This window comes from Microbacterium testaceum, assembly GCF_001476285.1.
In the GTDB taxonomy this organism is placed as follows: domain Bacteria; phylum Actinomycetota; class Actinomycetes; order Actinomycetales; family Microbacteriaceae; genus Microbacterium; species Microbacterium testaceum_B.
The window spans coordinates 1-26124 of record NZ_LDRU01000105.1 but is presented as its reverse complement, the minus strand read 5'-3'; the positions used below and the strand labels follow the sequence as shown (position 1 = coordinate 26124).

Annotated in this window: 23 protein-coding genes and 1 tRNA gene; 16 read left to right on the top strand and 8 right to left on the bottom strand. The window is 70.5% G+C overall.

Annotation, left to right across the window (positions count from 1 at the left end):
* Positions 1-181 precede the first annotated feature (181 nt).
* The gene (locus tag NS283_RS16395) at positions 182-922 is read left to right on the top strand and encodes a TrmH family RNA methyltransferase (protein ID WP_058597927.1); all 741 of its coding nucleotides are present in this window, start codon (positions 182-184) and stop codon (positions 920-922) included.
* Positions 923-1075: 153 nt separating this feature from the next.
* Here the strand turns inward: NS283_RS16395 and NS283_RS16390 are convergent, their stop codons facing one another.
* The 3 genes from NS283_RS16390 to NS283_RS16380 are packed head-to-tail and all read right to left on the bottom strand — an operon-like array spanning position 1076 to position 3239.
* Positions 1076-1843, bottom strand: coding sequence for a hypothetical protein (locus NS283_RS16390; protein ID WP_058597924.1), 768 nt, complete (start codon positions 1841-1843; stop codon positions 1076-1078).
* The gene (locus NS283_RS16385; RefSeq protein WP_058597923.1) at positions 1840-2373 is read right to left on the bottom strand and encodes a DUF3806 domain-containing protein; all 534 of its coding nucleotides are present in this window, start codon (positions 2371-2373) and stop codon (positions 1840-1842) included. The genes NS283_RS16390 and NS283_RS16385 overlap by 4 nt, the downstream gene beginning before the upstream one ends.
* Before the next feature lie 5 nt (positions 2374-2378).
* Positions 2379-3239, bottom strand: coding sequence for an SGNH/GDSL hydrolase family protein (locus tag NS283_RS16380; RefSeq protein WP_058597922.1), 861 nt, complete (start codon positions 3237-3239; stop codon positions 2379-2381).
* Between the two features lie 583 nt (positions 3240-3822).
* Here NS283_RS16380 and NS283_RS16375 point away from each other — a divergent pair.
* Together NS283_RS16375 and NS283_RS16370 are read left to right on the top strand one after the other, a co-directional pair.
* Complete coding sequence (locus tag NS283_RS16375; protein ID WP_058597926.1) at positions 3823-5682, top strand: DEAD/DEAH box helicase; 1860 nt, start codon at positions 3823-3825, stop codon at positions 5680-5682.
* Between the two features lie 310 nt (positions 5683-5992).
* On the top strand, positions 5993-7072 hold the full coding sequence (locus NS283_RS16370; RefSeq protein ID WP_153001271.1) for a VIT1/CCC1 transporter family protein: 1080 nt from the start codon (positions 5993-5995) through the stop codon (positions 7070-7072).
* Between the two features lie 94 nt (positions 7073-7166).
* On the opposite strand, the gene NS283_RS16365 is transcribed toward NS283_RS16370, so the two are convergent.
* Positions 7167-8210, bottom strand: coding sequence for an isopenicillin N synthase family dioxygenase (locus NS283_RS16365; protein ID WP_058597920.1), 1044 nt, complete (start codon positions 8208-8210; stop codon positions 7167-7169).
* Between the two features lie 165 nt (positions 8211-8375).
* Positions 8376-8461 (bottom strand) — tRNA-Leu (locus NS283_RS16360).
* A 170-nt stretch (positions 8462-8631) separates the two neighbouring features.
* Here NS283_RS16360 and NS283_RS16355 point away from each other — a divergent pair.
* Both NS283_RS16355 and NS283_RS16350 read left to right on the top strand, forming a co-directional pair.
* On the top strand, positions 8632-9933 hold the full coding sequence (locus tag NS283_RS16355) for a M20/M25/M40 family metallo-hydrolase (RefSeq protein ID WP_058597919.1): 1302 nt from the start codon (positions 8632-8634) through the stop codon (positions 9931-9933).
* 8 nt (positions 9934-9941) lie between these two features.
* Positions 9942-10790 (top strand): undecaprenyl-diphosphate phosphatase, encoded by an 849-nt coding sequence (locus NS283_RS16350; RefSeq protein ID WP_058597918.1) that lies wholly within the window; start codon positions 9942-9944, stop codon positions 10788-10790.
* Between the two features lie 118 nt (positions 10791-10908).
* On the opposite strand, the gene NS283_RS16345 is transcribed toward NS283_RS16350, so the two are convergent.
* On the bottom strand, positions 10909-11775 hold the full coding sequence (locus NS283_RS16345) for a PAC2 family protein (protein WP_058597917.1): 867 nt from the start codon (positions 11773-11775) through the stop codon (positions 10909-10911).
* Between the two features lie 96 nt (positions 11776-11871).
* On the opposite strand from NS283_RS16345, the gene NS283_RS16340 reads away from it, so the two are divergent.
* The 9 genes from NS283_RS16340 (at position 11872) to lnt (ending at position 21893) form a co-directional block, all read left to right on the top strand.
* Entirely contained in the window at positions 11872-12588 is a 717-nt protein-coding gene (locus NS283_RS16340) for an HAD family hydrolase (RefSeq protein WP_058597916.1), read from the top strand.
* On the top strand, positions 12585-13610 hold the full coding sequence (locus NS283_RS16335) for a tRNA (adenine-N1)-methyltransferase (RefSeq protein WP_058597915.1): 1026 nt from the start codon (positions 12585-12587) through the stop codon (positions 13608-13610). The genes NS283_RS16340 and NS283_RS16335 overlap by 4 nt, the downstream gene beginning before the upstream one ends.
* Positions 13611-13619: 9 nt before the next feature.
* Complete coding sequence (locus NS283_RS16330) at positions 13620-14570, top strand: FKBP-type peptidyl-prolyl cis-trans isomerase (RefSeq protein WP_058597914.1); 951 nt, start codon at positions 13620-13622, stop codon at positions 14568-14570.
* A gap of 110 nt (positions 14571-14680) precedes the next feature.
* Complete coding sequence (locus NS283_RS16325; RefSeq protein ID WP_058597913.1) at positions 14681-15673, top strand: helix-turn-helix transcriptional regulator; 993 nt, start codon at positions 14681-14683, stop codon at positions 15671-15673.
* Entirely contained in the window at positions 15670-16635 is a 966-nt protein-coding gene (locus tag NS283_RS16320) for a helix-turn-helix transcriptional regulator (RefSeq protein WP_058597912.1), read from the top strand. The genes NS283_RS16325 and NS283_RS16320 overlap by 4 nt, the downstream gene beginning before the upstream one ends.
* Before the next feature lie 91 nt (positions 16636-16726).
* A complete protein-coding gene (tatA, locus tag NS283_RS16315; RefSeq protein WP_058597911.1) occupies positions 16727-16981 on the top strand; it encodes a twin-arginine translocase TatA/TatE family subunit in 255 nt (84 codons plus the stop codon).
* Positions 16982-17044: 63 nt separating this feature from the next.
* The gene (tatC, locus tag NS283_RS16310) at positions 17045-17803 is read left to right on the top strand and encodes a twin-arginine translocase subunit TatC (RefSeq protein ID WP_058597910.1); all 759 of its coding nucleotides are present in this window, start codon (positions 17045-17047) and stop codon (positions 17801-17803) included.
* Positions 17800-20283, top strand: coding sequence for a DEAD/DEAH box helicase (locus NS283_RS16305; protein WP_058597909.1), 2484 nt, complete (start codon positions 17800-17802; stop codon positions 20281-20283). The genes tatC and NS283_RS16305 overlap by 4 nt, the downstream gene beginning before the upstream one ends.
* Before the next feature lie 95 nt (positions 20284-20378).
* Positions 20379-21893 carry an apolipoprotein N-acyltransferase gene (gene lnt, locus NS283_RS16300; RefSeq protein ID WP_058597925.1) on the top strand — a complete coding sequence of 505 codons (1515 nt, stop codon included), beginning with the start codon at positions 20379-20381 and terminating at the stop codon, positions 21891-21893.
* A 30-nt stretch (positions 21894-21923) separates the two neighbouring features.
* Here the strand turns inward: lnt and NS283_RS16295 are convergent, their stop codons facing one another.
* Positions 21924-22295 carry an RNA polymerase-binding protein RbpA gene (locus NS283_RS16295; RefSeq protein WP_058597908.1) on the bottom strand — a complete coding sequence of 124 codons (372 nt, stop codon included), beginning with the start codon at positions 22293-22295 and terminating at the stop codon, positions 21924-21926.
* Between the two features lie 109 nt (positions 22296-22404).
* Positions 22405-23205 carry a glycerophosphodiester phosphodiesterase family protein gene (locus NS283_RS16290; protein ID WP_058597907.1) on the bottom strand — a complete coding sequence of 267 codons (801 nt, stop codon included), beginning with the start codon at positions 23203-23205 and terminating at the stop codon, positions 22405-22407.
* A 154-nt stretch (positions 23206-23359) separates the two neighbouring features.
* Here NS283_RS16290 and NS283_RS16285 point away from each other — a divergent pair, with 154 nt between their 5' ends.
* A complete protein-coding gene (locus NS283_RS16285; RefSeq protein WP_058597906.1) occupies positions 23360-24124 on the top strand; it encodes an SDR family oxidoreductase in 765 nt (254 codons plus the stop codon).
* Between the two features lie 2 nt (positions 24125-24126).
* Complete coding sequence (locus NS283_RS16280; RefSeq protein WP_058597905.1) at positions 24127-26097, top strand: S9 family peptidase; 1971 nt, start codon at positions 24127-24129, stop codon at positions 26095-26097.
* Positions 26098-26124 lie beyond the last annotated feature (27 nt).

Here is a 26124-nt window from a genome sequence, read left to right as displayed (position 1 = left end):
GCTCGGCATCGCGTGGCAGTACGCGCGGGCCGCGGGACTCGTCCGCGACGGGGATCTGCTCCGCGTCGTGCGGCTCGCGACGACCGCCGGCGCCTGGGCCGTCGGTCGTGACCAGCACGACCTCGTCGAGGGAGCGCGCGCCGACGACCCGCGCCTCGCCGACTACCGCGATCTCACGGACGTGTCGCTCCGGCGGGTGACCGAGCCCGCGGGCGGGCTGTACATCGCGGAGTCGTCGAAAGTCCTCGACCGCGCGCTCCGTGCCGGGCACCGTCCGCGGTCGGTCCTCGTGCAGGAGAAGTTCCTCGCCGATGCCCTCGCTCTCGCGGGGGAGGATGCCGAGATCTACGTCGTCCCGGCCGAGGTCGCCGAGCAGGTCACGGGATACACCGTGCACCGCGGGCTGCTGGCATCCATGCATCGCCCGCCGTTGGCATCCGTCGAAGAAGTTGTGAAAGACGCGCGGCTGGTCGTGGTGCTCGAAGACATCGTCGATCACACCAACATCGGTGCGGCGTTCCGTTCCGCGGCGGCCCTCGGGGCGGACGCCGTGCTCGTCACGCCGCGGTGTGCGGACCCGCTCTACCGGCGGAGCGTGCGCGTGAGCATGGGCACGGTGTTCCAGGTGCCGTGGACGCGGCTCCCCGAGTGGTCGGAGGCCAAACCGCTGCTGCATGCGGCAGGTTTGCACCTCGCCGCCCTCGCCCTCTCGGACGACGCCGTCACGCTCGACGACTTCTCCGCCGCGGGCCACGAGCGCGTCGCCCTGCTGATGGGCGCCGAGGGCGACGGGCTGAGCCGCGGTGCGCTCGCCGCCGCCGACACGGTCGTGACGATCCCGATGGCCGGGGGAGTGGACTCTCTCAATGTCGCCGCGGCGAGCGCCGTCGCACTGTGGGAGCTGGGGCGCGGGCGGCGCTGACTTCATTCTTCGACGCGCGCTCCCGTGGCGCCAGCGGGTGGGCGCGGGCGAGGCTCTCGCTCTGGCGGAGGCGAAGGTTCGCAGCGGCATCCGTGCTCTCCGCGAGGCGTCCCACGTTCGAGGCACGGAAGTCCGTCGCCGCGCGACGTCGTGCTATCGCGGAGCGAAACGAGCGGGAGGCTGCTCGTGGCCGTGGCCTGGTCCGTCTTCGTCGACCGTCGGGGGCGGGCCGATGATCGTGCGTTCGCGGTACCAGCGTTCCGACTCCGCGGCGACGCGCACGCGCGAATCGGGGTCGTTCTCCAGTGCGGTGATCACGTCGTCGGGCAGATCGTGCTCCCCGGCCAGGAACCACCGGTCGACGACCGACCCGTCGCGCACCACGCGACGAGCCCGCTCGTCGTCGCGGGGAAGTCCCTCGGGCGGGGTGTCGGCGCGGTCGACCCCTACGTGCAGATTCGCGGGGGCCAGAATCTTGCCCGGTCGATAGTCGGGCTGAAGATACAGACTGATGACGACGCCACCGCCGCGCCATTCCAGGGGATGGGCGGCCATCCAGTCACCCTCGGTCCACCGCACGTCGTCCAGCGGCCACCGCGACCAGTCGTCGCCTTCGGTGTGAAACGCCCACCGGTCCGTTCGGGAGGTGAGGAAGGATGCCACGGCCTGCGCCCGTACGCGCACCTCGTCCTCCCCGCCCTCGAAGAACACCGAGAGATTCGGCGCCCAAGCGGACGACAGGAGGTCCCAGTCGCCAGCAGCGAAGCGACCGCTCTCCACGTCGGGCGTCCACCCCGCGTCAGCCAGCCCCGTCGCGAGCGACTCGGCATCGCGCAGGAGGGTGTCGGCGTCGGCGGCGGCGAGCAGGGCGAGAACGGCTTCGGGTAGCTCGACGGTGGGGCGTCCCTCGGCGTCACTCATTGCGCCTGCGCCTGCGCTTGCGCCTCGCCGAGCGCGGTCGCCACGTCGCGGAACAGCTCGAGGACGTCGACATCTTCGCCCGCCTCCATCCGCTTGGAGATCATGGTCATCGGGAAGGCGAGGTCGTCTGGTCCGCCGAACCGAAGCGCAGGATCGCTCCCCAGCTCGTCGTCGACCTGCACCCACTCGGCGCCGGTCACGCGGGCGAGGACGTCGCCGAAGACGATCCCCAGCGACTGCAGCTTCCACGTCTCATCGGGACGGACCTCGGCGACGAGAGCTGCGATCACCGAGAGCGCGGTGCGGTTGTCACTCCGGTCCAGCGGGGCGTCGGCGCTCACCGACGTCCACACCCACTCTCGGCGCGCGTCCATCTCGGCGGCGAGGTCGGCCGACAGGGGAACCGAGATCGGCCCCTCGGTCTGTGCCGTCGGTGGGACGGAGGATGCGACGGACGGGGAGACCGGCGGCGGGGGCTGGCTCTCGGACCGCGCACCGCGGAAGAGCCCGCGGAAGCCCTTCGTCGCCACGGCTGTCAGACCTGCGTTCCGCGTGAGGCCGCGGCATCCGGACCCGGGGCGAGGGTCACCACGGGGAGCGGCTCGGGGCGCTTCGCGAGCACGTGATCACCCGACGACTGATGGCGGAGCCGGCGCAGAACCCACGGCACGAGGTACGACCGTGCCCACACGAGATCCTTCTCGCGGGCGGCCCTCCAGGTCGTCGCCGCGAGCGCTTCGGGCTGCATCGGCTGGAGGTCGTTGGGGACGTTCAGCGCCCGCAGCACCATGCGCGCGACCTCGTGGTGGCCGAGGGGGTTGTAGTGCAGGCGATCGTCGTCGAAGAAGCGCATGTCCTGCACCTCTTTCAGCCCCCACTGGTCGGCGACGACGCAATCGTGCGCATCGGCGATCGCGCGGATGTTCTCGTTGTATATCGCGACCTTGCCCCGGATGCCGCGGAACACGGGCGTGAACTCCGTGTCGATGCCCGTGAACACGACGACCGTGGCGTTGTCGCGGCGCAGGCGGATGACGGCGTCCTCGAACTGCTGGGCCACGGCATCCGGATCGGTTCCGGGGCGGATGACGTCGTTTCCGCCCGCCGAGAAGGTGACGAGGTCGGGCTTGAGTGCCAGGGCCGGCTCGATCTGGTCGGCGACGATCTGCCCGATGAGCTTGCCGCGGACGGCGAGGTTGGCGTACGCGAAGTCGTCGACCTGGGCCGCCAAGACCTCGGCGACGCGGTCGGCCCACCCGCGGTGTCCGCCGTCGGGAAGGGGATCGCCGATGCCCTCGGTGAACGAGTCGCCCAGCGCCACGTAGCGGCGCCACGGGTGTGGACCGGCGTTGTCGGGCGAGGGCGAGGTGCGGGGCGAGTGCGGATCGAGTGTCATCGAAACCTCCGACCCCCAGGCTAACCCCGGCCTCCGACACGGCAAGGGGCGCGGTCGGCGGGCGCGGCGCGGCGGGTACGCGCGGCTGCCCACCCATAAACGCGATCCACGCACAGAAACACGCTCTCCCCGCGTTTATGTGAGCGAATCGCGTTTATGGCCGGTGCGCGGGCCGATCCGTCTACACCCCGGCGCACGCCCGGTCGGCGGTGACCTATCGTTGATGTTCGCGCTCGCGAGGGATGGAGGTTCGATGCTGGAAGACGAAGCCCGCACCCAGAACCTGGAACACCCTCCGACGCCCGCCGACGGCGGCGCGCCCCTGAAGATCGCGAGCCCCGGGCCCATCGCGAGTCCTGGCCCGGTTGCGAGCCCAGGCCCGGTGGCCAGCCCCGGCCCGGTCGCGAGCCCAGGCCTGGTGGCGAGTCCGGGCCCGGTCGCGAGTCCCGGCCCGGTCGCAAGCCCTGGCCCCTCGGCGAGCCCGGGCCCCGCTCCCGTGTCTCCCGCTGCCGCGGGCACCGAGCCCGCGGCATCCGCTCCCGTCGATCCCGCGCACGCCACCGCGCCCGTTGCCGACCACCCGATGCCGGGCGACGCCCCGGCTCCGCTCGACGGCACCGAGCCGCACTTCGGGTCGTTCGCGGCCGAGCACCTCTCGCCCTCGTTCCCGCAGCGTGCGCCCTGGGGAACCGCGCAGCGTCTGCGCGCGTGGCAGGCCGAGGCACTGGATCAGTACTTCGGCTCCGACGGACCCGACGGTGTGGGCAAGGGCCCCCGCGACTTCCTCGCCGCGGCCACCCCGGGCGCCGGTAAGACCACGTTCGCCCTGCGCCTCGCGTCCGAGCTCATGCGTCGGCGCGTCGTCGACCGAATCGTCGTGGTCGCCCCCACCGAGCACCTCAAGTCTCAGTGGGCCGAGGCGGCCGCGCGGGTCGGCATCCGTCTCGATCCGTTCTTCTCGAACCGCCACGCCACGCCCTCGCGGCAGTACCACGGCGTCGCGGTCACCTACGCCCAGGTCGCGGTCAAGGCCGAGGTGCACCAGCGTCTGACGATGGATGCCAGAACCCTCGTCATCCTCGACGAGGTGCACCACGGCGGCGACGCCCTCAGCTGGGGCGACGCTCTGCGCGAGGCCTACAGTCGAGCGACCCGCCGGCTGCTGCTGTCGGGAACGCCGTTCCGCAGCGACACCGCGCCCATCCCGTTCGTCGAATACCACCCCAACTCCAAGGGGATCCGCCTTTCCCGCACCGACTACGCCTACGGCTACAAACGTGCCCTCGAGGACGGCGTCGTCCGGCCGGTCTTCTTCCTCGTCTACGCGGGGCAGATGCGCTGGCGCACCAAGGCCGGGGAAGAGATGGAGGCCCAGCTCGGCCAGGACAACACCAAAGACATCACGTCTCAGGCCTGGCGCACGGCGCTCGACCCGAACGGCGACTGGATCCCCGCGGTTCTCCGCTCCGCCGATCGGCGCCTCACCGAGGTGCGCGAGACGGTTCCGGATGCCGGTGGCCTGGTCATCGCGACCGACCAGACCGCCGCGCGCGCCTATGCCGCCATCCTCGAAGACATCGGGGGAGAGAAGGTCACCGTCGTCCTCTCCGACGAGGCCGAGGCCTCGAGTCGCATCGAGGAGTTCTCCAAGGGCACGAGCCGCTGGATGGTCGCCGTCCGCATGGTGTCGGAGGGCGTCGACGTCCCGCGTCTCGCCGTCGGCGTCTACGCCACGAGTGCCTCGACGCCGCTGTTCTTCGCGCAGGCCATCGGCCGTTTCGTCCGCGCGCGGCGTCGCGGTGAGACCGCGAGCGTGTTCCTGCCGAACGTGCCCCAGCTGCTCGCCCTCGCCGGCGAGATGGAGGCCCAGCGCGAGCACGCCCTCGACCGCGACAGCGACGCGGACGACCAGTGGAACGCCGAAGAAGACATGATGGATGCCGCCGAGCGCGAGGACAAAGCCTCCGACGCGCTCGAGCAGGAGTTCGAGTACCAGGCGCTGGGTTCGCTCGCGCACTTCGACCGCGTGATGTTCGACGGGCAGGAGTTCGGCCAGCTCGCGGTTCCCGGAACCATCGAGGAGGAGGAGTTCCTCGGCATCCCGGGCCTTCTCGAGCCCGAGCAGGTGCACGAGGTGCTCATGTCGCGCGCCACGCGGCAGTCGCGGCACCGCTCCACGCGCGAGGCGAACGAGAAGGAGAACGGCGTCGAACCGCCCTCCGTCGACGAAGGCGGGCTTCCCGCGCCGCTGCACCGCACGCTCAAAGAGCAGCGCCAGCTGCTCAACACGATGGTCGGTCTCTACGCACGGCAGAGCGGGGAGCCGCACGGCCTCGTCCACGCCGAGCTCCGGCGCCTCTGCGGGGGGCCCGCCGTATCGCACGCGACCGTCGCGCAGCTGCAGGCGCGCATCGACCTGCTGCGCAAGCGCGTGCACTCCTGACTCTCGACTCGACGAGCTGCTGCGTCGTCCCCCAGGGCGCCGGCTGACGGTGGGGTGGCGCGCCGGTGCGTGGTTCATCTACATGACCGGCGGGGCGGAAGTGCACTCGTGTGCGCTCGGGGACCCTGCACGAGTCGATCGGTCATGCAGGTGTGCAGCGCCGTGACTTCGCGCGCCCGAAATGCTGGTACCGACGCCCCGGCACCCGCGTCATCCCGGCCTTCGGAAGCCCGAAATGCTGTCAGTCTGGGCGACGCGCCCGAGCGTGCGAGTTCGCCTCACTACGGTGGGGACGACCCGAAGGAGCCCCGTGACGACCGCCGCCACACCCACCGCCCGCGACCGCCGCCGCTGGGCGCGTTACCTCGTCGACGAACGTGCCGAGGCGCGCGTCTATCGCGAACTCGCGTCCCGTCGCACCGGCGAGGAACGCGACATCCTGCTCGCCCTCGCGGAAGCCGAAGGACGCCACGAGCAGCACTGGATCGACCTGCTCGGCGAGAAGCCGCAGCGTCTGCCGCAGCCCGGCCTCGGAACCCGCCTGCTCGCCTGGATGGCCCGCCGCTTCGGTTCGATCTTCGTCCTCGCCCTGGCGCAGAACGCCGAGGCCCGCTCGCCCTACGCCGACGAGCCGTACGCGACCGCGGCGATGGCCGCCGACGAGCGCGTGCACCACGAGGTGGTCCGCGGTCTCGCCGCGCGGGGTCGTCGGCGTCTGTCGGGGACCTTCCGCGCCGCCGTCTTCGGTGCGAACGACGGGCTCGTCTCGAACCTCGCCCTGGTGATGGGCGTGGGTGCAACCGGCGTCGCGCCGAGCTTCGTGCTGTTCAGCGGCGTCGCCGGGCTCCTCGCGGGGGCCCTCTCGATGGGCGCCGGCGAGTTCGTGTCGGTGCGCTCGCAGCGCGAGCTGCTCGAAGCGACCGAGGAGAGCGACTTCGCCGACTCGGCTCTGCCCCACCTGGATCTGGATGCCAACGAGCTCGCGCTCGTGTACCGCACCCGCGGCATGGAACCCGACGACGCCCTCGCGAAGGCGCGCGAGGTCGTCACGGCCGCTCAGGCTGGAACGGCCCCCGCCGCGGCCGCTCCGGGGGAGTCGTCGCACGAGGTCGTCGGCAGCGCGTGGGGGGCGGCGCTCTCGAGCTTCCTGTTCTTCGCCTCCGGCGCCATCATCCCGGTGCTGCCGTGGATCTTCGGCCTGTCCGGCCTCGTCGCGGTCGTCGTCGCGCTCGCCCTCGTCGGCGTGGCCTTGATGGGCACCGGTGCGATGGTCGGCCTGCTCTCGGGTGCGTCGCCTCTCAAGCGCGGCCTGCGTCAGCTCGCGATCGGCTTCGGCGCCGCCGCGGTGACGTACGTTCTCGGTCTGCTGTTCGGGGTGTCGGCGGCCTGAGGCCGCGGCGCGCCCGGGCTGTGGCGCGGCCCGCGGCTCTCCCTGAGCGCGCTGGCGGTGTCCGCCGTTCGTGCGCCATCGCGTCGGCGGCGGGCTATCCGCGGCTGGCGGCGACGCGCGCGGCTTCGCGCACCGCGGTGACGTTCTTCCGCCCGGCCCGCGAGCCCGCGAGCTTCGCCGCGATGTGTTCGCGGACCGTCACCGGCTCGTACAGCGCCGGTGCCTCGCGCGTCACGAAGTGCGGGAGCGGAGCGATGACCGCGTCGGCGTTGCCGTCGTGGAAGAACGCCGCCGAGCGTCGGCGCTCGATCGTGCCGTCGATCACCGGGGGCTTCACCCGGTGCAGCGTCGACATCCACTTGTCGTTCGTCAGCCGAGCCGCGACGTCGCCGAGATTGACCAGCAGGGCACCGTCGGCCGGCGATACGTCGTTCCACGATCCGTCCTGCCCGAGCACCTGGAGCCCGGCGACCTGGTCGGCCCAGAGCACCGTCACGAGGCCGAAGTCGGTGTGTTCGCCCATGCCCGTCAGCTCCGCACCCAGCTCGATCGAACCGGGCGGGAGGGCGTAGTTGTTCATCCGCAGCACGTCGATCGAGTGGTCGGTGAGCGTGTCGAAGAAGTCCTCGCGCACCCGGAGTGCCGCGGCGAGGATCCGCGTGAGGGTGTGGGCGACTCTGCGCGCCTCGTCGAAGTACGTCTCGACCGCGCCGTGGAAGGACGGCACGGCATCCGGCCACGTGTTCTCGGCGTAGTCCTCGACCGTGGTGCTCGTGCCGGGGTAGTCGCGCCACGAGGCTCCCACGTTGAACGCCTCGAAGAAGTCGTTCATCCGCGTCACCGGGTCGACGCCGAGGCTGTAGCTCAACGACTCGCTCTTGGGCGGGCTGTAGCCGCGGTTCTCGGCCGCCGGTCGCACGTAGGCCTTCTTGGCATCCAACGGCAGCGCGAAGAACTCGTCGAGCGCTCCCGTCAGGCCCGAGACGACGGAGTCCGGGATGCCGTGACCCACCACCTGCATGAAGCCCACGGTGCGTGCCGCATGGTCCATCGCCGCCACCACGGCGGCTCGGGCGTCGTCCGACCCGTCGCCGACCCAGGCGGAGATGTCGATGAGGGGAACCGCGAATGGAGGCATGCTCCGACGCTAGGGCGGGTGTGTCACGCGGGTGTTACTGAGGTGTCACGGTTGGGCGGGGCTCGCGTGCAGGAGCACCCCGCAGAACCCCGGCACCGTGGGCCCGGTCCGCTCCCCGGCGAAACGAAGAAGGCCCCGGACGAATCCGGGGCCTTCTTCGTTTTGTGCGCGAGGGGGGACTTGAACCCCCACGCCCTAATACGGGCACTAGCACCTCAAGCTAGCGCGTCTACCTATTCCGCCACCCGCGCATCTGGGTGTGTGTTGCTTGCGCAACGAGGAACGACATTACCACGACCGGAGCCCCGTCTCGAACCGAGCGTGCACCCCGGGCGCGGCTCGGCGGCCGCGAGGCCTGCGAGGGCCTGCCGTACACGACACAGGACGGTTCGCAGGTCCGCGCCCGGGTACCGTAGTGCGCATGCCCGAGCTCGAGAACGACGTGCCCGAGGTCGCCCGTGTGGCGTCCGACCTCATCCGGTTCGACACCTCGAACTACGGGGGTGGACGCTCGAACGGCGAACGCGAGGCGGCCGAATACGTCGGCGCATACCTCGAGGGCCTCGGCCTAGCGACCGAGTACTACGAGCCGATCGCCCGCCGCACGAACGTCTGCGCGCGCGTGCCCGGTCGCAACCCCGACAAGCCGGCGCTGATCCTGCACGGACACCTCGACGTGGTGCCCGCCGTCGCCGAGGACTGGAGCGTCGATCCGTTCGCGGGAGAGATCCGCGACGGCATCCTGTGGGGCCGCGGAGCGGTCGACATGAAGGACATGGATGCCATGATCCTCACCGCCGTCGCCGATGTGCTGCGCGCGGGGGAGCAGCCTGAGCGCGACATCATCGTGACCTTCTTCGCCGACGAGGAGAACGGCGGCGTCGAGGGCTCCGCCCTGGTCGTGAAGGATCGGGCGCACTGGTTCCGGGGTGCCACCGAGGCGATCAGCGAGGTCGGCGGTTACTCGATCGCGGTCGGCGACCGTCGCGCGTACCTCCTGCAGGTGGGGGAGAAGGCCCTCATCTGGATCAAGCTCATCGCCCGTGGCCGCGCGGGGCACGGCAGTGGCCTGCATCCCGACAACGCCGTCACCCGGCTGGCGGAGGCGGTGGCGGCCCTGGGTCGCACCGAGTGGCCCGTCCGGCTCACCGACACCACGGCGGCGCTGCTGAACGGCCTCGCCGACATCACGGGCGACGACGCGGGCGACCCCGACGCGCTCGCACTGCGCACCGGCGCGGCATCCAGCTTCATCCGTTCGACGCTTCGGACCACGACCAACCCCACGGGTCTGACCGCGGGCTACAAGCACAACGTGATCCCCGACCGGGCCGAGGCCCTCATCGATGTGCGCGTCCTCCCCGGCACCGAGGAGGCGGCCCTCGCCGACATCCGTCGGATCGTCGGACCCGACATCGAGATCGAGGTCGTGCACACCGACATCGGTCTCGAGGTGCCGTTCTCGGGTGACCTCGTCGACGCGATGGTCGCGCAGCTCGGCCGTCATGACCCCGGCGTGCCGGTCGTGCCGTACCTCATGGGTGGCGGCACCGACAACAAGGCCCTCGCCGGCCTCGGAATCTCCGGTTACGGGTTCGCGCCGTTGCGACTCCCCGCCGATCTCGACTTCACCGGGATGTTCCACGGTGTCGATGAGCGTGTCCCCGTCGACGCGCTCGAGTTCGGTCGACGAGTCCTCGCCGACCTCATCCGAACGTACTGAAGGACCGCATGCATATTCTCGAGGTCATCATCCTGGGGCTCGTTCAGGGCCTCACCGAGTTCCTCCCCATCTCCTCCAGCGCCCACCTGCGCATCGTGGGCGAGTTCCTCCCGTCGCAGACCGACCCCGGCGCGACGTTCACCGCCATCACCCAGATCGGCACCGAGCTCGCGGTGCTCCTGTACTTCCGCAAGAAGATCGCCCGCGTGCTCTCGCGCTGGTTCCTGTCTCTCACGGGCCGTGTCCCGCGCAACGACCCCGACGCGCGCATGGGCTGGTACATCATCATCGGCACCGTCCCGATCGGTGTGCTCGGCTTCCTCCTGCAGAGCCTCATTCGCGACAACTTCCGCAGCCTCTGGATCACCGCGATCGTCCTGATCGTCTTCGGCATCCTGCTGGGCCTCGCCGATCACTACGGCAAGCGTCGTCGCGACCTCGACGACCTCACGGTCGGTCACGGCTTCGCCTTCGGTTTCGCGCAGGCTCTGGCCCTGGTTCCGGGCGTTTCGCGCTCGGGCGCGACCACGACGCTCGGCCGTGCACTCGGCTACAAGCGCACGGCTGCCGCCGAGTACTCGTTCCTGCTCGCCGTGCCGGCGGTGTTCGCGAGCGGACTGTACGAGCTCTACAAGAGCTTCGACGAGGGCACCGGTCCCTACAACCTCGGCGAGACCGCCATCGCGACCGTGATCGCGTTCGTGGTCGGCTACCTGGTCATCGCGTTCCTCATGCAGTACCTCAAGCGCGGCAGCTTCCTGCCGTTCGTGATCTACCGCGTGGCGCTCGGCATCCTGATCATCATCCTGCTGCTGACCGGCGTCATCCCCGCGGTGTCGACGGTCATCACCAGCTGATCCCGGATGCCACGACGGCGCCGTCCCCTCGGGCGGCGCCGTCGTCACGTCCGGGGGAGCCCCCTCGGCGTCCGAGGTCTCGAGCCCGCAGAAGGGACCCGGCCCCGTGCGGCGGAGCTCAGCGGCGCGGCGGGTCGTCGCGACCGGGCTTGCTCGGCCCGTCGCCTCCGCGGCGCAGGTAGCGCTCGAACTCCTGGGCGATCGCGTCGCCGGAAGCCTCGGGGGAGTCCCACGTGTCGCGGGTCTGCTCGAGCTGGCGGATGTACTCGCTCATCTCTTCGTCGTCCGCCGCGGCCGCGTCGATCGACGCCTCCCACGCGACGGCCTCGGCGGCGAGATCACCGCGCGGGACCTCGATGCCGGTGATCGACTGCAGGCGGTCGAGAAGCGCCAGGGTCGCCTTCGGCGACGGGGTGTGACCCGCGACGTAGTGCGGCACGCTCGCCCACAGGCTGGCGGTCGGGATGCCGACCCCCTCGGCCGCGTGACCGATCGCGCTGAGAATGCCCACCGGACCCTCGTACAGGCTCCGTTCGAGGTCGAGTGCCTGTCGGACGCCCTCGTTGTCGCTTCCCGCGAAGACCGAGATCGGGCGCGTGTGCGGCACGTCCGACATCATCGAGCCGAGCGCGACGAACCCCGTCACGTCCTCGCGGAGGGCGACGTCGATGAACTCGGCGGCGAAAGCCTGCCACGCGCGCGCGGGTTCGACCCCGACGAGCAGCCAGATCTCCGCGTCGTCCGATCGATGCGCCGGGCGCAGCAGCCGAGCCTCGGGCCACGTGAGCGTGCGGTGGCCCTCGGCATCCAGTCCGATCTGCGGACGCGTGTACTGATAATCGAAGTAGAGCTCGGGGTCGACCGTGTGCACCACTTCGTACTCGGTGTCGGCGCGCAGAAGACTCGCGGCGGCGGACGCCGCCTCTCCCGCGTCGTTCCATCCGTCGAAAGCGGCGACGATGATCCGGCGACCCAGTGCGTCCACGCGACCTCCTCTGCCCCGGGAAGGGCTGGGTTCCAGGATAGGCGCATGCGCTCGCGGGGGAGCGGTCCGGCGGGGCGCGCTCGATACGATGGAACGATGACCTCTTCCGCGCCCGCCGCCGTCCTCTGGGACATGGACGGCACTCTTGTCGACACGGAACCGTTCTGGATGGCCGCCGAAACGCCCCTGGTCGAGCGCTTCGGGGGAACGTGGTCGCACGAGCAGGCGCTCGGCATGGTCGGCCTGGCCCTCGAGGATTCGGCCCGCCTGCTGCAGAACGCGGGCGTGCCCTGGGGTGTCGACGAGATCATCGCGTACCTCACGGACGAGGTGCTGCGTCAGCTCTCCGTGGTCGGCGTGCCGTTCCGTCCGGGGGCGCGGGAACTTCTCGCCGACCTCCGGGCGAACGGGGTGAAGACAGCGCTCGTGACCATGTCGATGCGGCGGATGGCCCTGTCGGTGACCGAACTGATCGACTTCCCGGCCTTCGACGTCGTCGTCGCCGGTGACGACGTCGAGCGCCCGAAGCCCTATCCCGACCCCTACCTCCAGGCGTGCGCAGCGCTCGGCGTCGACGTCGCCGACGCCGTGGCGATCGAGGACTCGCCCAACGGGCTGCGCTCGGCCCTCGCCAGCGGCGCCGTCTCGCTCGGCGTGCCCCTCATGGTTCCGCTCGACGGTCTCGGCGCCGACGCGCTCTGGCCGACCCTCGAGGGCCGCACCACCGCCGACCTCCGCGCGCTCCACGCCTCGCGGCGCGAGACGCCCGCCTTCCCCACTGCTTCGACCACCACCCCGCAGGAGACCCGATGAGTGAGACCCCGCACCTGAGCGGCCCGTTCCGGGTCGGCGATCGCGTGCAGCTGACCGGCCCCAAGGGGCGCCTGCACACGATCACCCTGCGCGAGGGCGGTGAGCTGCACACGCACAATGGCGTGCTGAAGCACTCGCTGCTCGTCGGCGAGCCCGACGGAAGCGTCGTCACGAACAGCGCGGGGCACGAATACCTCGCGTTGCGTCCGCTCCTGCGTGACTTCGTCATGTCGATGCCCCGCGGGGCGGCGATCGTGTACCCGAAGGACGCGGCGCAGATCCTCTCGGCGGCCGACATCTTCCCCGGCGCGACCGTCGTCGAGGCCGGTGTCGGCTCCGGTGCGCTGTCGCTCTGGCTGCTCCGCGCGATCGGTCCCGCGGGACGCCTCGTGTCGTTCGAGCGGCGTGCGGAGTTCGCCGACGTCGCCCGTGCGAACGTCGAGACCTTCCTCGGTGGCGCTCCCTCGACCTGGGATGTCGTCGTGGGCGACCTCGTCGAGAGCCTTCCCGCCGCCGTCGAACCGGGGTCGGTCGACCGGGTCGTGCTCGACATGCTCGCGCCGTGGGAGTGCATCGACGTCGCCGCCGACGCCCTCACGCCCGGCGGAGTGGTGCTCTGCTACGTCGCGACCGCCACGCAGCTCAGCCGCGTCGCCGAGTACATCCGCGCGACGGGTCTGTTCACCGATCCGGATGCTTCCGAGACCATGGTCCGCGGGTGGCACGTCGAGGGTCTCGCCGTCCGCCCCGACCACCGGATGATCGCGCACACGGGCTTCCTCCTCACCGCGCGTCGGCTCGCGCCGGGCGCCGTGCCGCCCGAGGTCAAACGGCGCGCATCGAAGTCGAGCTACGGCGACGTAGACGTGGAGCTGTGGACGCCGGGGGCTGTCGGCGATCGCGAGATCACCGACAAGAACCTCCGCAAGCGCGTGCGCGAGGCGCAGAAGGCGGCCGACGGGGTGCGTCGGCGTCAGGACCTCCCAGCGCCCTCGGCGGATTCATCGGACGCGACGCCCTAAACTGTTCCGGTGCGCAGACTCCCCGCCTTCGTCGCCGTGACCGCCCTCGCCGGATTCGGTCTCGTCGGATGCTCCGCCTCCGCCGGCGCCTCGTGCCCGACCCCGACCGCCGACCCCGCGTTGTCCGCGGCGATCTCGGCGACGGGTGACGTGGGCACCGCGCCGACGGTGAACCTGCGCAGCCCCTACCTCCCCACGCAGACGGCGGTCGACACGCTCGTTCAGGGCGACGGTGAGAAGCTGACCGAGGATGGCCAGCAGGCCTTCCTCGATGTGACCGTGGTCAACGCCGCGACGGGCGAGACGGCGATCGCGACTCCCTACGCCGCTGACTTCTCTCGGCCGCTCACCCTGCTCGAGCTCGAGAAGAACATTCCGGGCGTGGGCGAACTCCTGCACTGTGCGGCCGAGGGTTCGCGGGTGGCCGTCGCGCTTCCGAGCGACACGCTCCCCGCCGAGCAGGCCCAGGGTCTCGGCCTGACGGCGGACGCTCCGGCGGTGTTCGTCTTCGATGTGCGCAAGGTCTTCCTGCCCGCCGCCGACGGCGTCGAGCAGTTCAACGCCGGAACCGGCATGCCCTCGGTCGTGCGCGCCCCCAGCGGCCAGCCCGGCGTCTCGTTCCCGCAGAACGATGCGCCGACCGACGTGCGCACCGAGACGCTCAAGAAGGGCGACGGCGAGGTGCTGACGGCGGACTCGAACGTCATGATCCACGTCCTCGGTGTCGCCTGGGGTGCCAAGACCACCTTCTTCTCGACCTGGGAGAACGGTGCTCCCGGCCAGGCGACCGCATCCCAGCTGCCGCCCTCCCTGGCCTCGGCGCTCGAGGGGCAGACGGTGGGATCGCAGGTCCTCGTCGTCGTTCCCGCCGACCAGACCTCGGCCGACCAGCAGGCGCTGCGGGCGCCCGCCGACAAGGCCCTCGTCTACGTCGTCGACATCCTGGGCACGGTCGGCTGACCCGGCCTGAGGCGGTTCGTCCGCGCGGCCCCGTTCGCCGTCGCGCCATCGCGTCGCTCGATCGCGCTGCGGGGAGGGACCGTCGTCCCCTCCGCGCCTAGGATGGGCGAGTGCCCGCCACCAGCTCCAGAAGCGCTCCCGAGGAGCGACTGGTCAACCTCGTCGTCGCCCTCATGGCGACCGAGCAGGGGCTGACGAAAGAGACGATCCTCTCCTCCGTGGCCGGGTACCGCGAGCAGCTCGAAGCCGGAGCGTCGAAAGATGCGCTCGAGAAGATGTTCGAGCGCGACAAGGAGAACCTGCGCGGTCTCGGCATCCCGATCGAGACGATCGGCGAGCGAGCCGATCCCGACGACCTGCGTGAAGCGCGGTACCGCGTTCCGACGGCGGAGTACGCCCTCCCCGACGACATCTCGTTCAGCCCGGCCGAGATCGCTCTGCTCAACATCGCCGGCGACGTCTGGGGCAGCGAGTCGCTCTCGGCCGACGCGCGAAGCGGTCTGCGCAAGATCCGCGCGCTCGGCATCGCCGTCGACGAGCCGATCATCGGCTACGCGCCGCGGATCAGAGTCCGTGATTCGTCTTTCCCGGTGTTCCAGAGGGCGATCGAGGAGTGCCGCGTGGTCGCGTTCTCGTACCTCCGCCCGGGTGAGCCCCGTCCGCGCGAGCGGCGGATCCGCCCCCTCGCCCTGGTCGAGTACGAGGCGCGCTGGCACGTGTTCGGTTTCGATCTGACGATGGATGCCGATCGCACCTTCCTGCTGTCGCGGGTCGTGGGCGAGGTGGTCGTGACCCGCGAGAAGTTCTCGCCGACTCTGCGCCAGGGCGCGGGGGAACGCGCTCTGGCCGGTCTCCACGAGGTCGCGAGCCGTCAGCGTGCTCTCCTCGAAGTGCACCCCGGCACCGAGGCGGCGTTGCGGCTCGCCCGTCGGGCGCTGCCGGCTCCGCAGGGCGTCATCGTCCCGTTCGTCGACCTGCACGTGTTCGCCGACGAGCTCGCGTCGTACGGGCCGGAGGTCCGCGTCGTCGAGCCGGCGAGCCTGCGCGACGAGGTCATTCGCCGACTCGAGGCCACCCTGGCGCTGCACGGGGGTGCGGCATGACCGCCGAGCGACCCCTGCAGGCGCTGGACCGCGCCGCTTTGCTCCTCCAGCTCGTGCCGTATCTCATCGGCAAGGGCGAGGTCTCGGTCGCCGAGGCGGCGCAGGAGTTCGACGTGACCCCCGCGCAGATGCGCGCCATGGTCGAACGGCTGACCGTGATCGGGCTGCCGGGGGAGCGTGGCTACTGGCAGCTGCCGAACGAGCTTTTCGACATCGATTGGGATCTCCTCGAACGCGAGGACATCATCGCCATGACGAACACGGTCGGGCTGGAGCGATCTCCGCGGCTGACCGCCCGTGAGGCCGCCGCGCTGCTGGCCGGTCTGCAGCTTGCGCGCACTCTTCCCGGCGTCGCCGACAACGAACTCGTCACCGGTCTGCTGGCCAAGCTCTCGCGGGGCGCGTCGTCGAGCCCACCACCGGTCATCGTGGCATCCGGCCCCGTCGACGGGGTGCGGGACGTCGTCGACCGCGCGTTGCGCGCCCGGGTCGCGGTGAGTTTCACGTATCGAGCGCCGGGTGCGGGGCCGACCCTGCGCACGGTCGACCCGATCAAGGTCCACATCGCGAACGACCAGTGGTACCTCCAGGGCTGGTGCCACACGCGGCAGGCCGTACGGACATTCCATCTCGACCGGGTGAGCGATCCCGTGCTGACCGACATCCCCGCTGAGCACGGCGCTGACCCCGTCCCCGACCTGTTCGCCCCCGCGGACGACGACGTCGTCGCCCGATTCCGCTTCCCGCGGGAGGTCGCTCCGCTGCTCGCGGACTACCTCGAACGCGCCGACATCGCCGACGACGGCGACGCGTCGATCGCGTCGCTGCGCCTCGCCGACGAGCAGAGCCTGAAGAGACTTGCCGCGCGACGGGGCGGCGACGTCGAACTGCTCGAGCCGGAAGGGGCGCGGCGGGCAGCCGCCGCCTGGGCCGCAGCCGGTCTCGCCCAGTACGCCAGTTGACCGAAGGGGTGAACCTTGCCCGTGATCCGGGCTTTCGTGCACCTGTGCGGGTTAGACTGACGATCACCCCCGAGACTGACGAGGAGTCATCATGTTCCAGGGAATCACCGGAGTACACCTGCTGATCGTTCTCGCGGTCATTCTCCTTCTGTTCGGCGCGACCAAGCTCCCGGCGCTGGCGAAGAGCGTGGGGCAGTCCGCTCGTGTCTTCAAGAACGAGATGAAAGAGATGAAGCGCGACGACGAGGTCGACGCCGGCAACACCGACGCCACGCGTGCCACCGAGGTCGGCACGGCCACGGCCGCGGCCCCCGAGCAGCGCAAGCCGAACGACACCTCTGTTTAAGGCGTGACCACGGCAGGACCCCCGCGGATCGACGTTCCGGAAGGACCGCGGCGCGACAAGCGCATGTCGATCGGCGCCCATCTCATCGAGTTGCGCAAGCGCCTGATGATCGCCGCTGCGGCGCTGATCGTCGGGATGATCGTCGCGTTCGCGATCACCTCGCCGGTGATCGAGTGGATCACCGTCCCGGTCCGCGAGATCGCCGCTCAGCGCGGCGACAACCTCTCGGCCATCAACTTCACGGCGGTCACGTCGGCGTTCGACCTGCGAATGCGGATCGCCTTCACGATCGGCATCTTCCTGTCGGCGCCGATCTGGCTGTGGCAGATCTGGGCGTTCATCATGCCCGGCCTCACGCGCAAAGAGATCCGCTACACGATCGGTTTCGTCGCGTCCGCCGTGCCGCTGTTCTTCGGCGGGTGCTACGTCGGCGTGCTGATCGTCCCGCACGTGATCCAGCTGATGTGGAGCTTCACGCCGACGGGCGCGGCCAACCTTTACAACGCGGCCGACTACTACGACTTCGTGTTCAAGCTCATGCTGGTCATCGGCGTCGCTTTCGTGCTGCCCGTCTTCCTCGTCGCCCTGAACGTCGCCGGCGTCATGAGCGGCAGGGCGATCCTCAAGGGATGGCGCGTCGCTGTTCTCATCGCGACGCTGTTCGCCGCCCTGGCCACCCCGGCCGCCGACATCGTCAGCATGCTCATGCTGGCCGGCATCCTGGTCGTGCTGTTCTTCGCGGCGGCCGGTGTGTCGATGCTCTTCGATCGCCGCAAGGCGCGCCGCATGGCCGCTGAGGGCCTGCTGGGACCGACCGCGTGAGCGGACTCAGCCCGGCTGATCGCTTCGCGCGGGCCTCGGCCCGCTCCGCGCACCCTCACACCGCCGACTTCGCCGAGGTGCAGAGTTTCGAGCTCGACGATTTCCAGATCGCCGGATGCCACGCCCTCGAGGACGGGCGCAGCGTTCTCGTCGCGGCACCCACCGGTGCCGGCAAGACGATCGTGGGGGAGTTCGCGATCCACCTCGCGATGCTCGAACCCGGTGACAAGGCCTTCTACACGACTCCGATCAAGGCCCTGTCGAATCAGAAGTTCCACGAGCTCCAAGAGGTCTACGGCGACGACCAAGTCGGACTGCTCACGGGCGACACGAACATCAACGCCTCGGCGCGCATCGTCGTGATGACGACCGAGGTCCTCCGCAACATGCTCTACGCCGACTCGCCGGCGCTGCGCGGCCTCCGATTCGTGGTCATGGACGAGGTGCACTATCTCGCCGACCGCTTCCGCGGCGCGGTCTGGGAAGAGGTGATCATCCACCTCCCGCGGTCGGTGAAGCTCGTCTCGCTGTCGGCGACGGTCTCCAACGCCGAGGAGTTCGGCGACTGGCTCGACACGGTCCGCGGAGACACGGAGGTCATCGTCTCCGAGACGCGGCCCGTGCCGCTCGAGCAGCACGTGCTCGTGCGCGGCGATCTGCTGCCCCTGTTCGACGATCGCGCGGGCGTCGCCACGGCTCAGGTGAATCAAGAGCTCCTCCGCATCCGCGGCGGCAACGCCGGAGGGTACGAGAACAACCGCCGCGCCCAGGAGTACCGCTCGCAGCGTCACGCGGGTGGGCCGCGCCACGCGCACCAGCGTCGCGGCGGGCACAAACCTGTCCGTGCGTCGCAGGGGCCTCGCATCGAGCGCATCGACCGACCCGAGGTCGTCGAGCTCCTCCAGCGCAACCATCTGCTCCCGGCGATCTTCTTCATCTTCAGCCGCGCGGGCTGCGACGCCGCCGTGCAGCAGCTTCGCCGCGCGAACGTCCGGCTCACCTCCGCCGAGGAGCGCGTCGAGATCCGGCAGATCGTCGACGAGCTCACGTTCACCCTCAAGGATGAAGACCTCGCGGTCCTGCGCTTCTGGGAGTGGCGGGAGAACCTCGAGCGCGGCATCGCCTCGCACCACGCGGGGCTCCTGCCGGCGTTCAAGGAGGTCGTCGAAGAGCTCTTCCGGCGCAAACTCGTCAAGGTCGTCTTCGCCACCGAGACCCTCGCTCTCGGCATCAACATGCCCGCGCGAACCGTGGTGCTCGAGAAGCTCGAGAAGTTCAACGGCGAGGCCCGGGTCGCGATCACGTCGGGGGAGTACACCCAGCTCACCGGGCGGGCCGGGCGACGCGGCATCGACGTCGAGGGTCACGCCGTCGTGCAGTGGACCGAGGGCCTGGATCCCCAGTCCGTGGCATCCCTCGCCTCGCGGCGCACGTACCCGCTCAACTCGAGCTTCCGGCCGACGTACAACATGGCGGTCAACCTCATCGATCAGTTCGGGCAGTCGCGCGCGCGAGAGATCCTCGAGTCGTCGTTCGCCCAGTTCCAGGCCGACCGCTCGGTCGTCGGCCTCGCCCGGCAGGTGAAAGAGGCGGAGGAATCGCTCGCCGGCTACGAGAGCGCGATGACGTGCGACCGCGGCGACTTCCGCGAGTACTCCACGATCCGCCGCGAACTGAGCGATCTCGAGAAGATCAATCGTCGGGATGCCACGGCCCCCCGTCGTCTGCGCGACGAGCGCCAGCAGCAGATCCAGTCCCTCCGCCGCCGGATGCAGCGGCATCCGTGCCACTCGTGTCCCGACCGTGAGTCGCACGCGCGGTGGGCCGAGCGCTACTGGAAGCTCAAGCGGACGACCGACAAGACCCGTCAGCAGATCGATCAACGCACGGGAACGGTCGCGCGGGTGTTCGACCGGGTCGTCGAGGTCCTGGCGACGCTCGAGTACGTGTCCACCGACGACGACGGGTCGACCGTCCTCACCCCGGCGGGACGCACGATGCGACGGATCTACGGCGAGCGCGACCTCCTCGTCGCCGAATCCCTTCGCCAGCGCCTGTGGGACGACCTCGACGCCCCCTCGCTCGCGGCGCTCGCGTGCTGCCTCGTCTACGAGCCGCGACGCGACGAAGCCGGACCGGGCGAGCGGGGGCTGCCCCGGGGCGCCTTCCGCGGGGCCCTGGATGCCACGCAGACGCTCTGGCAAGAGCTGGATGACCTCGAACGCGACCACCGCCTCCCGGGGTCGGAGTCGCCCGCCTCGGGCTTGGCGCCCGCCATGCACGCGTGGGCGAAGGGACTGCCGCTCGACAGCGTGCTGACGCTCGCCGACATGGCCGCCGGCGACTTCGTGCGCTGGGCCAAGCAGACCATCGACCTGCTCGACCAGATCTCGCTCGTCGCGGAGCCGAAGCTCGCCAGGACCGCGCGGACGGCGCTCGACGCGGTGCGCCGCGGGATCGTCGCCTACACCTCGGCGTGAGCCTCGGGCAGAAGCGTCACCTGAGCGCGGGGACGATTCCGGCGATTTAGGCTGGGAGGGTGCCCCTCGCCGAGTCGCCGCGACCGATCCTCCCGATGGCGATCGCTGCGCCCCTGTCCGCGGCCGCGGGCCTCCTGCTCGTCACGGCCTACCCCGCGCTCGCGTGGTGGCCGATGGCCTTCCCCGCCGTGGTGATGGCCCTCGTCCCCCTCGCGGGGCGACGCTTCTGGCCGGCGGTGCTGGTGGGTCTCCTGTTCGGGGCGACCTTCTTCTCGGTCAACCTCCTCTTCACCGCGCGCTACCTCGGTCCCATTCCCTGGATCGCGCTCTCGACGCTCGAGGCCCTGCTGACCGCGGTGTTCGCGGTGCCTATCGCTCTCGCGTACCGCTGGCTTCCGCGGGTGATGCCGGGCCTCGTCGGTCGACTCGTCCTGCTTCCCGCTCTCGTCGCGGGCCTCTGGACGCTCCGCGAGCAGATCGTCGGGTCGTGGCCGTACGGCGGGTTCCCGTGGGGGCGAATCGGTGTGTCCCAGGTGAACGGCCCGTTCGCGGAGGTCGCGTCGTGGGTCGGGATGTCGGGACTGACCTTCCTCGTCGTGATGCTGTGCGCGATGGTGATCGAACTCGTCCGGGCCGGGCGCTTCCGCGATCTGCGGCGCGCCGTGCCGGCGGCCGTGCTGCTCGTCGTCCTCGTCGCGCTTCCCCAGTTCCCCACGACGGATGCCGGTTCGATGCGCGTGGGCGCCGTGCAGGGGAACGGGCCCGCGGGCTACTTCGACCAGCGCGCGCGGGGCGCCGTCTTGAACGCCCAGCTCGCGGCATCCGCCCCGCTCTTCGGCCAGGACATGGACGTGCTCCTGTGGCCCGAGGGTGGCGTCGACTCCGACCCCACGACCTCGTCGCAGACCGCCGCGGTGCTGGATGAGCTGTCCCGCCGCGTCGACGCGCCGTTGATCGTGTCGGCGGTCACCGAACGGGGACCCGAGCTCTTCAACTCGTCGCTGTTGTGGACCGCCGACGGTGGGCCCGAGCAGACGTACGACAAGCGGCATCCGGTGCCGTTCGGCGAGTACGTTCCGGACCGGGCGTTCTGGGAGCCGTTCGCTCCCGACCTCATCGGCCTCATCGGCCGCGAGTACACGCCCGGCACCGCGCGGCCGCTGTTCGATCTGAACGGCATCGGGGTGGGGCTCGCGATCTGCTTCGACGTGATCTACGACGACGTCGTGTGGGACGGTGCCGACGACGGCGCCGAGGTCTACATGTTCCAGACGAACAACGCCGATTTCCGCGGCACGGACGAGAACCTGCAGCAGCTCGCCTTCGCCCGGATGCGCGCGATCGAGACGGGTCGCTCGGTGGTGAACATCTCGACCGTCGGTACGAGTCAGGTGATCGCTCCCGACGGGGCGACGCTCGCCGAACTCCCAGTCGACGTCGCCGGGCACATGATCACGGACGTTCCCCTGCGCACCGGACTGACACCGGCCGTCGTCATCGGTCCGGCGGTGAAGATCGTGCTGGGCGCCGGTTCGCTCGTCGCGCTCCTCGTCGCCGGGCTGTCGGTCGCGGTGCGCTCGCGCAGACAGAGGAAGACGCCGACCCCCTAGGGGGCCGGCGTCTGAACTCTTCGGTCAGCGTCAGGCGCTGATCTTCTGATCCCCGGCGCCGCGGCGTGCGCGGACGAACGCGAGGCGCTCTTCGAGCAGCTCCTCTAGCTCGGGAATCGTGCGGCGCTCCAGAAGCATGTCCCAGTGGGTGCGCGGAGCCTTGTCGTCGCTGTGGTCGACGGTCGCGGTGCCCTCACCGATCCGTAGGAGTGCCTCTGCACCACAGGTGCGGCACTCCCAGGACTGGGGAACCTCGGCGTCAGCCGCGAAGGTCAGGACGGTGTCACGCCCGCAGGTGCTGCAGGAGTAGGTGTGCTGCGCGCGGTCGTGGAAAACGACCCCGTCTTCGCTCTGAAGGCTCTGTGCGCCGAGTCGGATGCCTCGAAGACTGCGATCTGCCATTGTGTGGTCCTCTCGTCGGTCCCCATGTATAACGACCGCACCTGTGCGCTTTATTCGAAATGAGCGCGTGCTGGCAGAACTCACAGGCGATGCTCAGGACCCCGGGTGTTCAGCGGCCGTTCACCAGTTCGAGCGCGACGTCGCCGCGGTCGGTGACCAGACCGTCGACGCCCATCTCGAGCAGGCGCATCATGTCGTCGCGGTCGTTCACGGTCCAGACGTGCACCTCGACGCCGACGGCGTGCGCGATGCGGAGAAGTCGCGGCGTGAGCACGCGCACCGGTCCCTGCCGCTCGGGGATCTGGAGGGCGTCGAGGCCGCGCAGCGCGCGTCGGGCGACGGGCGCGACGCCCGTGGCGACGGCGGCGACGAGCCGCGCGACGGTCGCCGATCCGGGCGAGGTCGCCGGTCGCACGCTCGCTCCCGCGGTCATGGCCGCGTCGAGGGCGCGCCGCCGCCGCTCCTCCGAGAAGCTCGTCAGGAGGACCCGGTGCGCCTGGGCGGCGACCAACCGGCCCACGGGGTCGGCGGCCGCCTCGGCTTTGACGTCGAGATTGAATCGCGTGTCGGGGAACGCCTCGAGGGCCTGTTCGAGGGTGATGAGCCCCCCGTGGTCCGACATCACCTCTTCGAGCTCGTGCAGGCGGACTTCTGCTATTCGTCGGGGGTCGCCCGTGACGCGGGCGAGGTCGTCGTCGTGGAAGAGGACGACGACGCCGTCGGCCGTGAGATGGCAATCCGATTCGACGTACGCGAGACCGACCGCATGAGCTTCGGCGACCGCCGCGAACGAGTTGTCGACGACCCCCGCCGATGCGGCTTCGGCCGTGACGAGGCCGCGGTGCGCGAGCACCCGCGGCGGGTCACCGGCGGCGAAGTAGGGGTGACGCGGCGCGCTCGAAGGAATCATGTCGGGGGCCTCCGCGGGCAACGTAGCACGCGGGTGGGACACGCCCATGAACCCGGTCCGAGCCCGGAGCGAAGCGGGTGCGGCTCGGTAGGGTGGGAAGGTCGTCCGCGCCGTCACCGGTGCGAGGCTCGATCACGAATCGTCAGGAGAATCCGTGTCCCAGACCCTTCCGTCCGGCTCCCTGAGCGGCAAGACCGCCCTCGTCACCGGCTCGTCGCGCGGCATCGGCGCCGACACCGTGCGCTACTTCGCCGAGGCCGGTGCGAATGTCGTCATCAACTTCCGCAACAAGGCGCCCCGTGCCGAGAAGCTCGCCACGCAGCTGCGCGAGCTCGGTGTCGAGGCCCTCGTCGTGGGTGCCGACCTGACCGATCCCGAATCGGTGAAGGCGATGTTCGACGAGGTCGAGCGCACCTTCGGCGGTCTCGACATCCTCGTGCTCAACGCCTCGGGCGGCATGGAGTCGGGTATGGCCGAGGACTACGCCCTCGTGCTGAACCGCGACGCACAGATCAACGTGCTCGAGACGGGCCTCCCGCTGCTGAAGGCCGACGCCCGCGTGGTCTTCGTCACGAGCCACCAGGCGCACTTCATCCGCACGACGCCGACCATGCCGGAGTACGAGCCGGTCGCCCTATCGAAGCGTGCCGGCGAGGACGCCCTGCGCGAGAAGATCCCCGCTCTCGAGGAGCGCGGCATCGGCTTCACCGTGGTCTCTGGCGACATGATCGAGGGCACGATCACGGCGACCCTGCTCGAGCGCGCGAACCCGGGCGCCATCTCCGCCCGCCGCGAAGACGCCGGCAAGCTCTACAACGTCGCGGAGTTCGCCGCCGAGGTCGCTCGCGCGGCCGTCGACCCGGTGCCCGCCGACAACACGCGCCTCGTCGGAGACACGGGTTCGTTCGGAGGCGAGTGAGCGTGCGTCCGGTCGACATCGAGGCGCTCATCTCCGTCGGACGCCCGGTCCTCTCCCCAGACGGCGGGTTCGTCGTCTTCGCCACCTCCCGTCCTGACCTCGCCGCGGACCGCGGCGTCGGACAGCTCTGGAGAATCGACCTGCCCGCCGGTCCGCCGCGTCGTCTGACCCGGGGCGTGGCCGACCGCGCGCCGCGCGTGTCGCCCGACGGTGGCACGATCGCGTTCCTCCGCGCCGATGATCAGGGCCGTGCCCAGATCTTCGCCGTGGCCGCGGGCGGCGGCGAGCCCGTGCAGGTCACCGACCAGCCCGGCGGCGTCACCGATCTCGCCTGGTCACCCGACGGCACACGTCTCGCGTTCTCGGCGCGCGTTCCCGAGCCCGGCCGTTACGGCACGGTGAAGGGTCGGGATGCCGCGGCCGAACCGCCCCGTCGGGTCACCGGCATCCGTTGGCATGCGAACGGGCTGGGCTACCTCGATCGCCCCAACCGCCTCTTCGTCGTGGACGCCCCCGCGACGGATGCGGAGCCGTTCTACGCACCGGCTCCGTCGCTCGACGAGACCGAGAAGCGGGTCGTCGCAGAGGAGCCCACCCGCCTGACGGCTGGGGAGACGAGCTGGAACGGGGTCGTGTGGACGCGCGACGGCGCCGAGATCCTGAGCGTGCCCGACGTCATCGAGGCCGATCGCCCCGACCTCCGCGACCGCGTCGTCGCCGTCGCCGTCGACGGGAGCGGCGAGCGCGAGGTGCTCGGCCGTGACGCCGACCTCTCGATCGCCGAGGTGGCCGTCGCTCCCGACGGCACGGTCTTCGTGCTGGCGAACGACGTGGGGCCGGAAGGGCTCGACTTCGTCGCCCCGGGGATTGCGCTGTTCGCACTCGAGGCCGAGGGCCCGCGGTGCCTCACGGACGCCGAGACGATCGACCTCGGCGAGGGTGGCAGCCACATCTCGTTCGACGGCGACGACGCACTCGTCCAGGACCGCACGCGCGGCCGCCTGCGCCTGCTGCGCGTCACGCGCGGGGGAGAGGTGACCGAGGTGCTCGGGGGAGACCTCGAGGTGAACGGGCACGCCGTGGCGAACGGGCGGGTTGTGGCATCCGTCGCTTCACCCGAGTCCTTCGGAGAGGTGATCCTGGTCGAGGGGCGCGAGGTGCGCGCTCTCACGGACTTCGGTGCCGGCGTGCGCGAGCGCGGGGTCGTCGTGCCCGTCGAGCACGAGATCGTCGGCCGCGACGGTTACCCCGTGCACGGTTGGGTCGCCACGCCCGAGGGGGAGGGGCCCTTCCCGGTCATCCTGCAGATCCACGGTGGACCCTACGCCTCGTACGGCGTGCACGTGTTCGACGAGACCCAGGTGCTCGTCGACGCGGGCTACGCCGTGGTCTACAGCAACCCGCGTGGCAGCGCCGGCTACGGCCGCGCCCACGGGCGCTCGATCCGTCAGCGGATGGGCACGCTCGACTTCTTCGACGTCATGGACTTCTTCGACGGTGTCGTGTCGGCCGACCCGCGCCTCGACGGAGACCGCGTCGGCGTGATGGGCGGCTCGTACGGCGGGTACATGACCGCGTGGGTGATCGCGCACGATCACCGCTTCGCGGGGGCGATCGTGGAGCGCGGTTTCCTCGACCCGACCGCTTTCCCCGGTTCGAGCGACATCGGCTCGTTCTTCGGCCAGGAGTATGTCGGGACCGACCCCGACCGGATCGCGGCGCAGAGTCCGATGGCCGTCGTCGATCAGGTGCGGACGCCCACGCTCGTGCTGCACTCCGAGCTCGACTTCCGCTGCCCGCTCGAGCAGGCGACGCGCTACTACGCGGCGCTGAAGCGGCAGGGCACCGAGGCCGAGATGCTCATCTTCCCCGGGGAGGATCACGAGCTCACGCGCGGCGGTCGCCCCCAGCATCGCGTCCAGCGCTTCGACGCGGTGCTCGACTGGTGGAGCAGGTATCTGCCGATCGCCTGACACACGAGAGGGGCCGGATGCCATGGC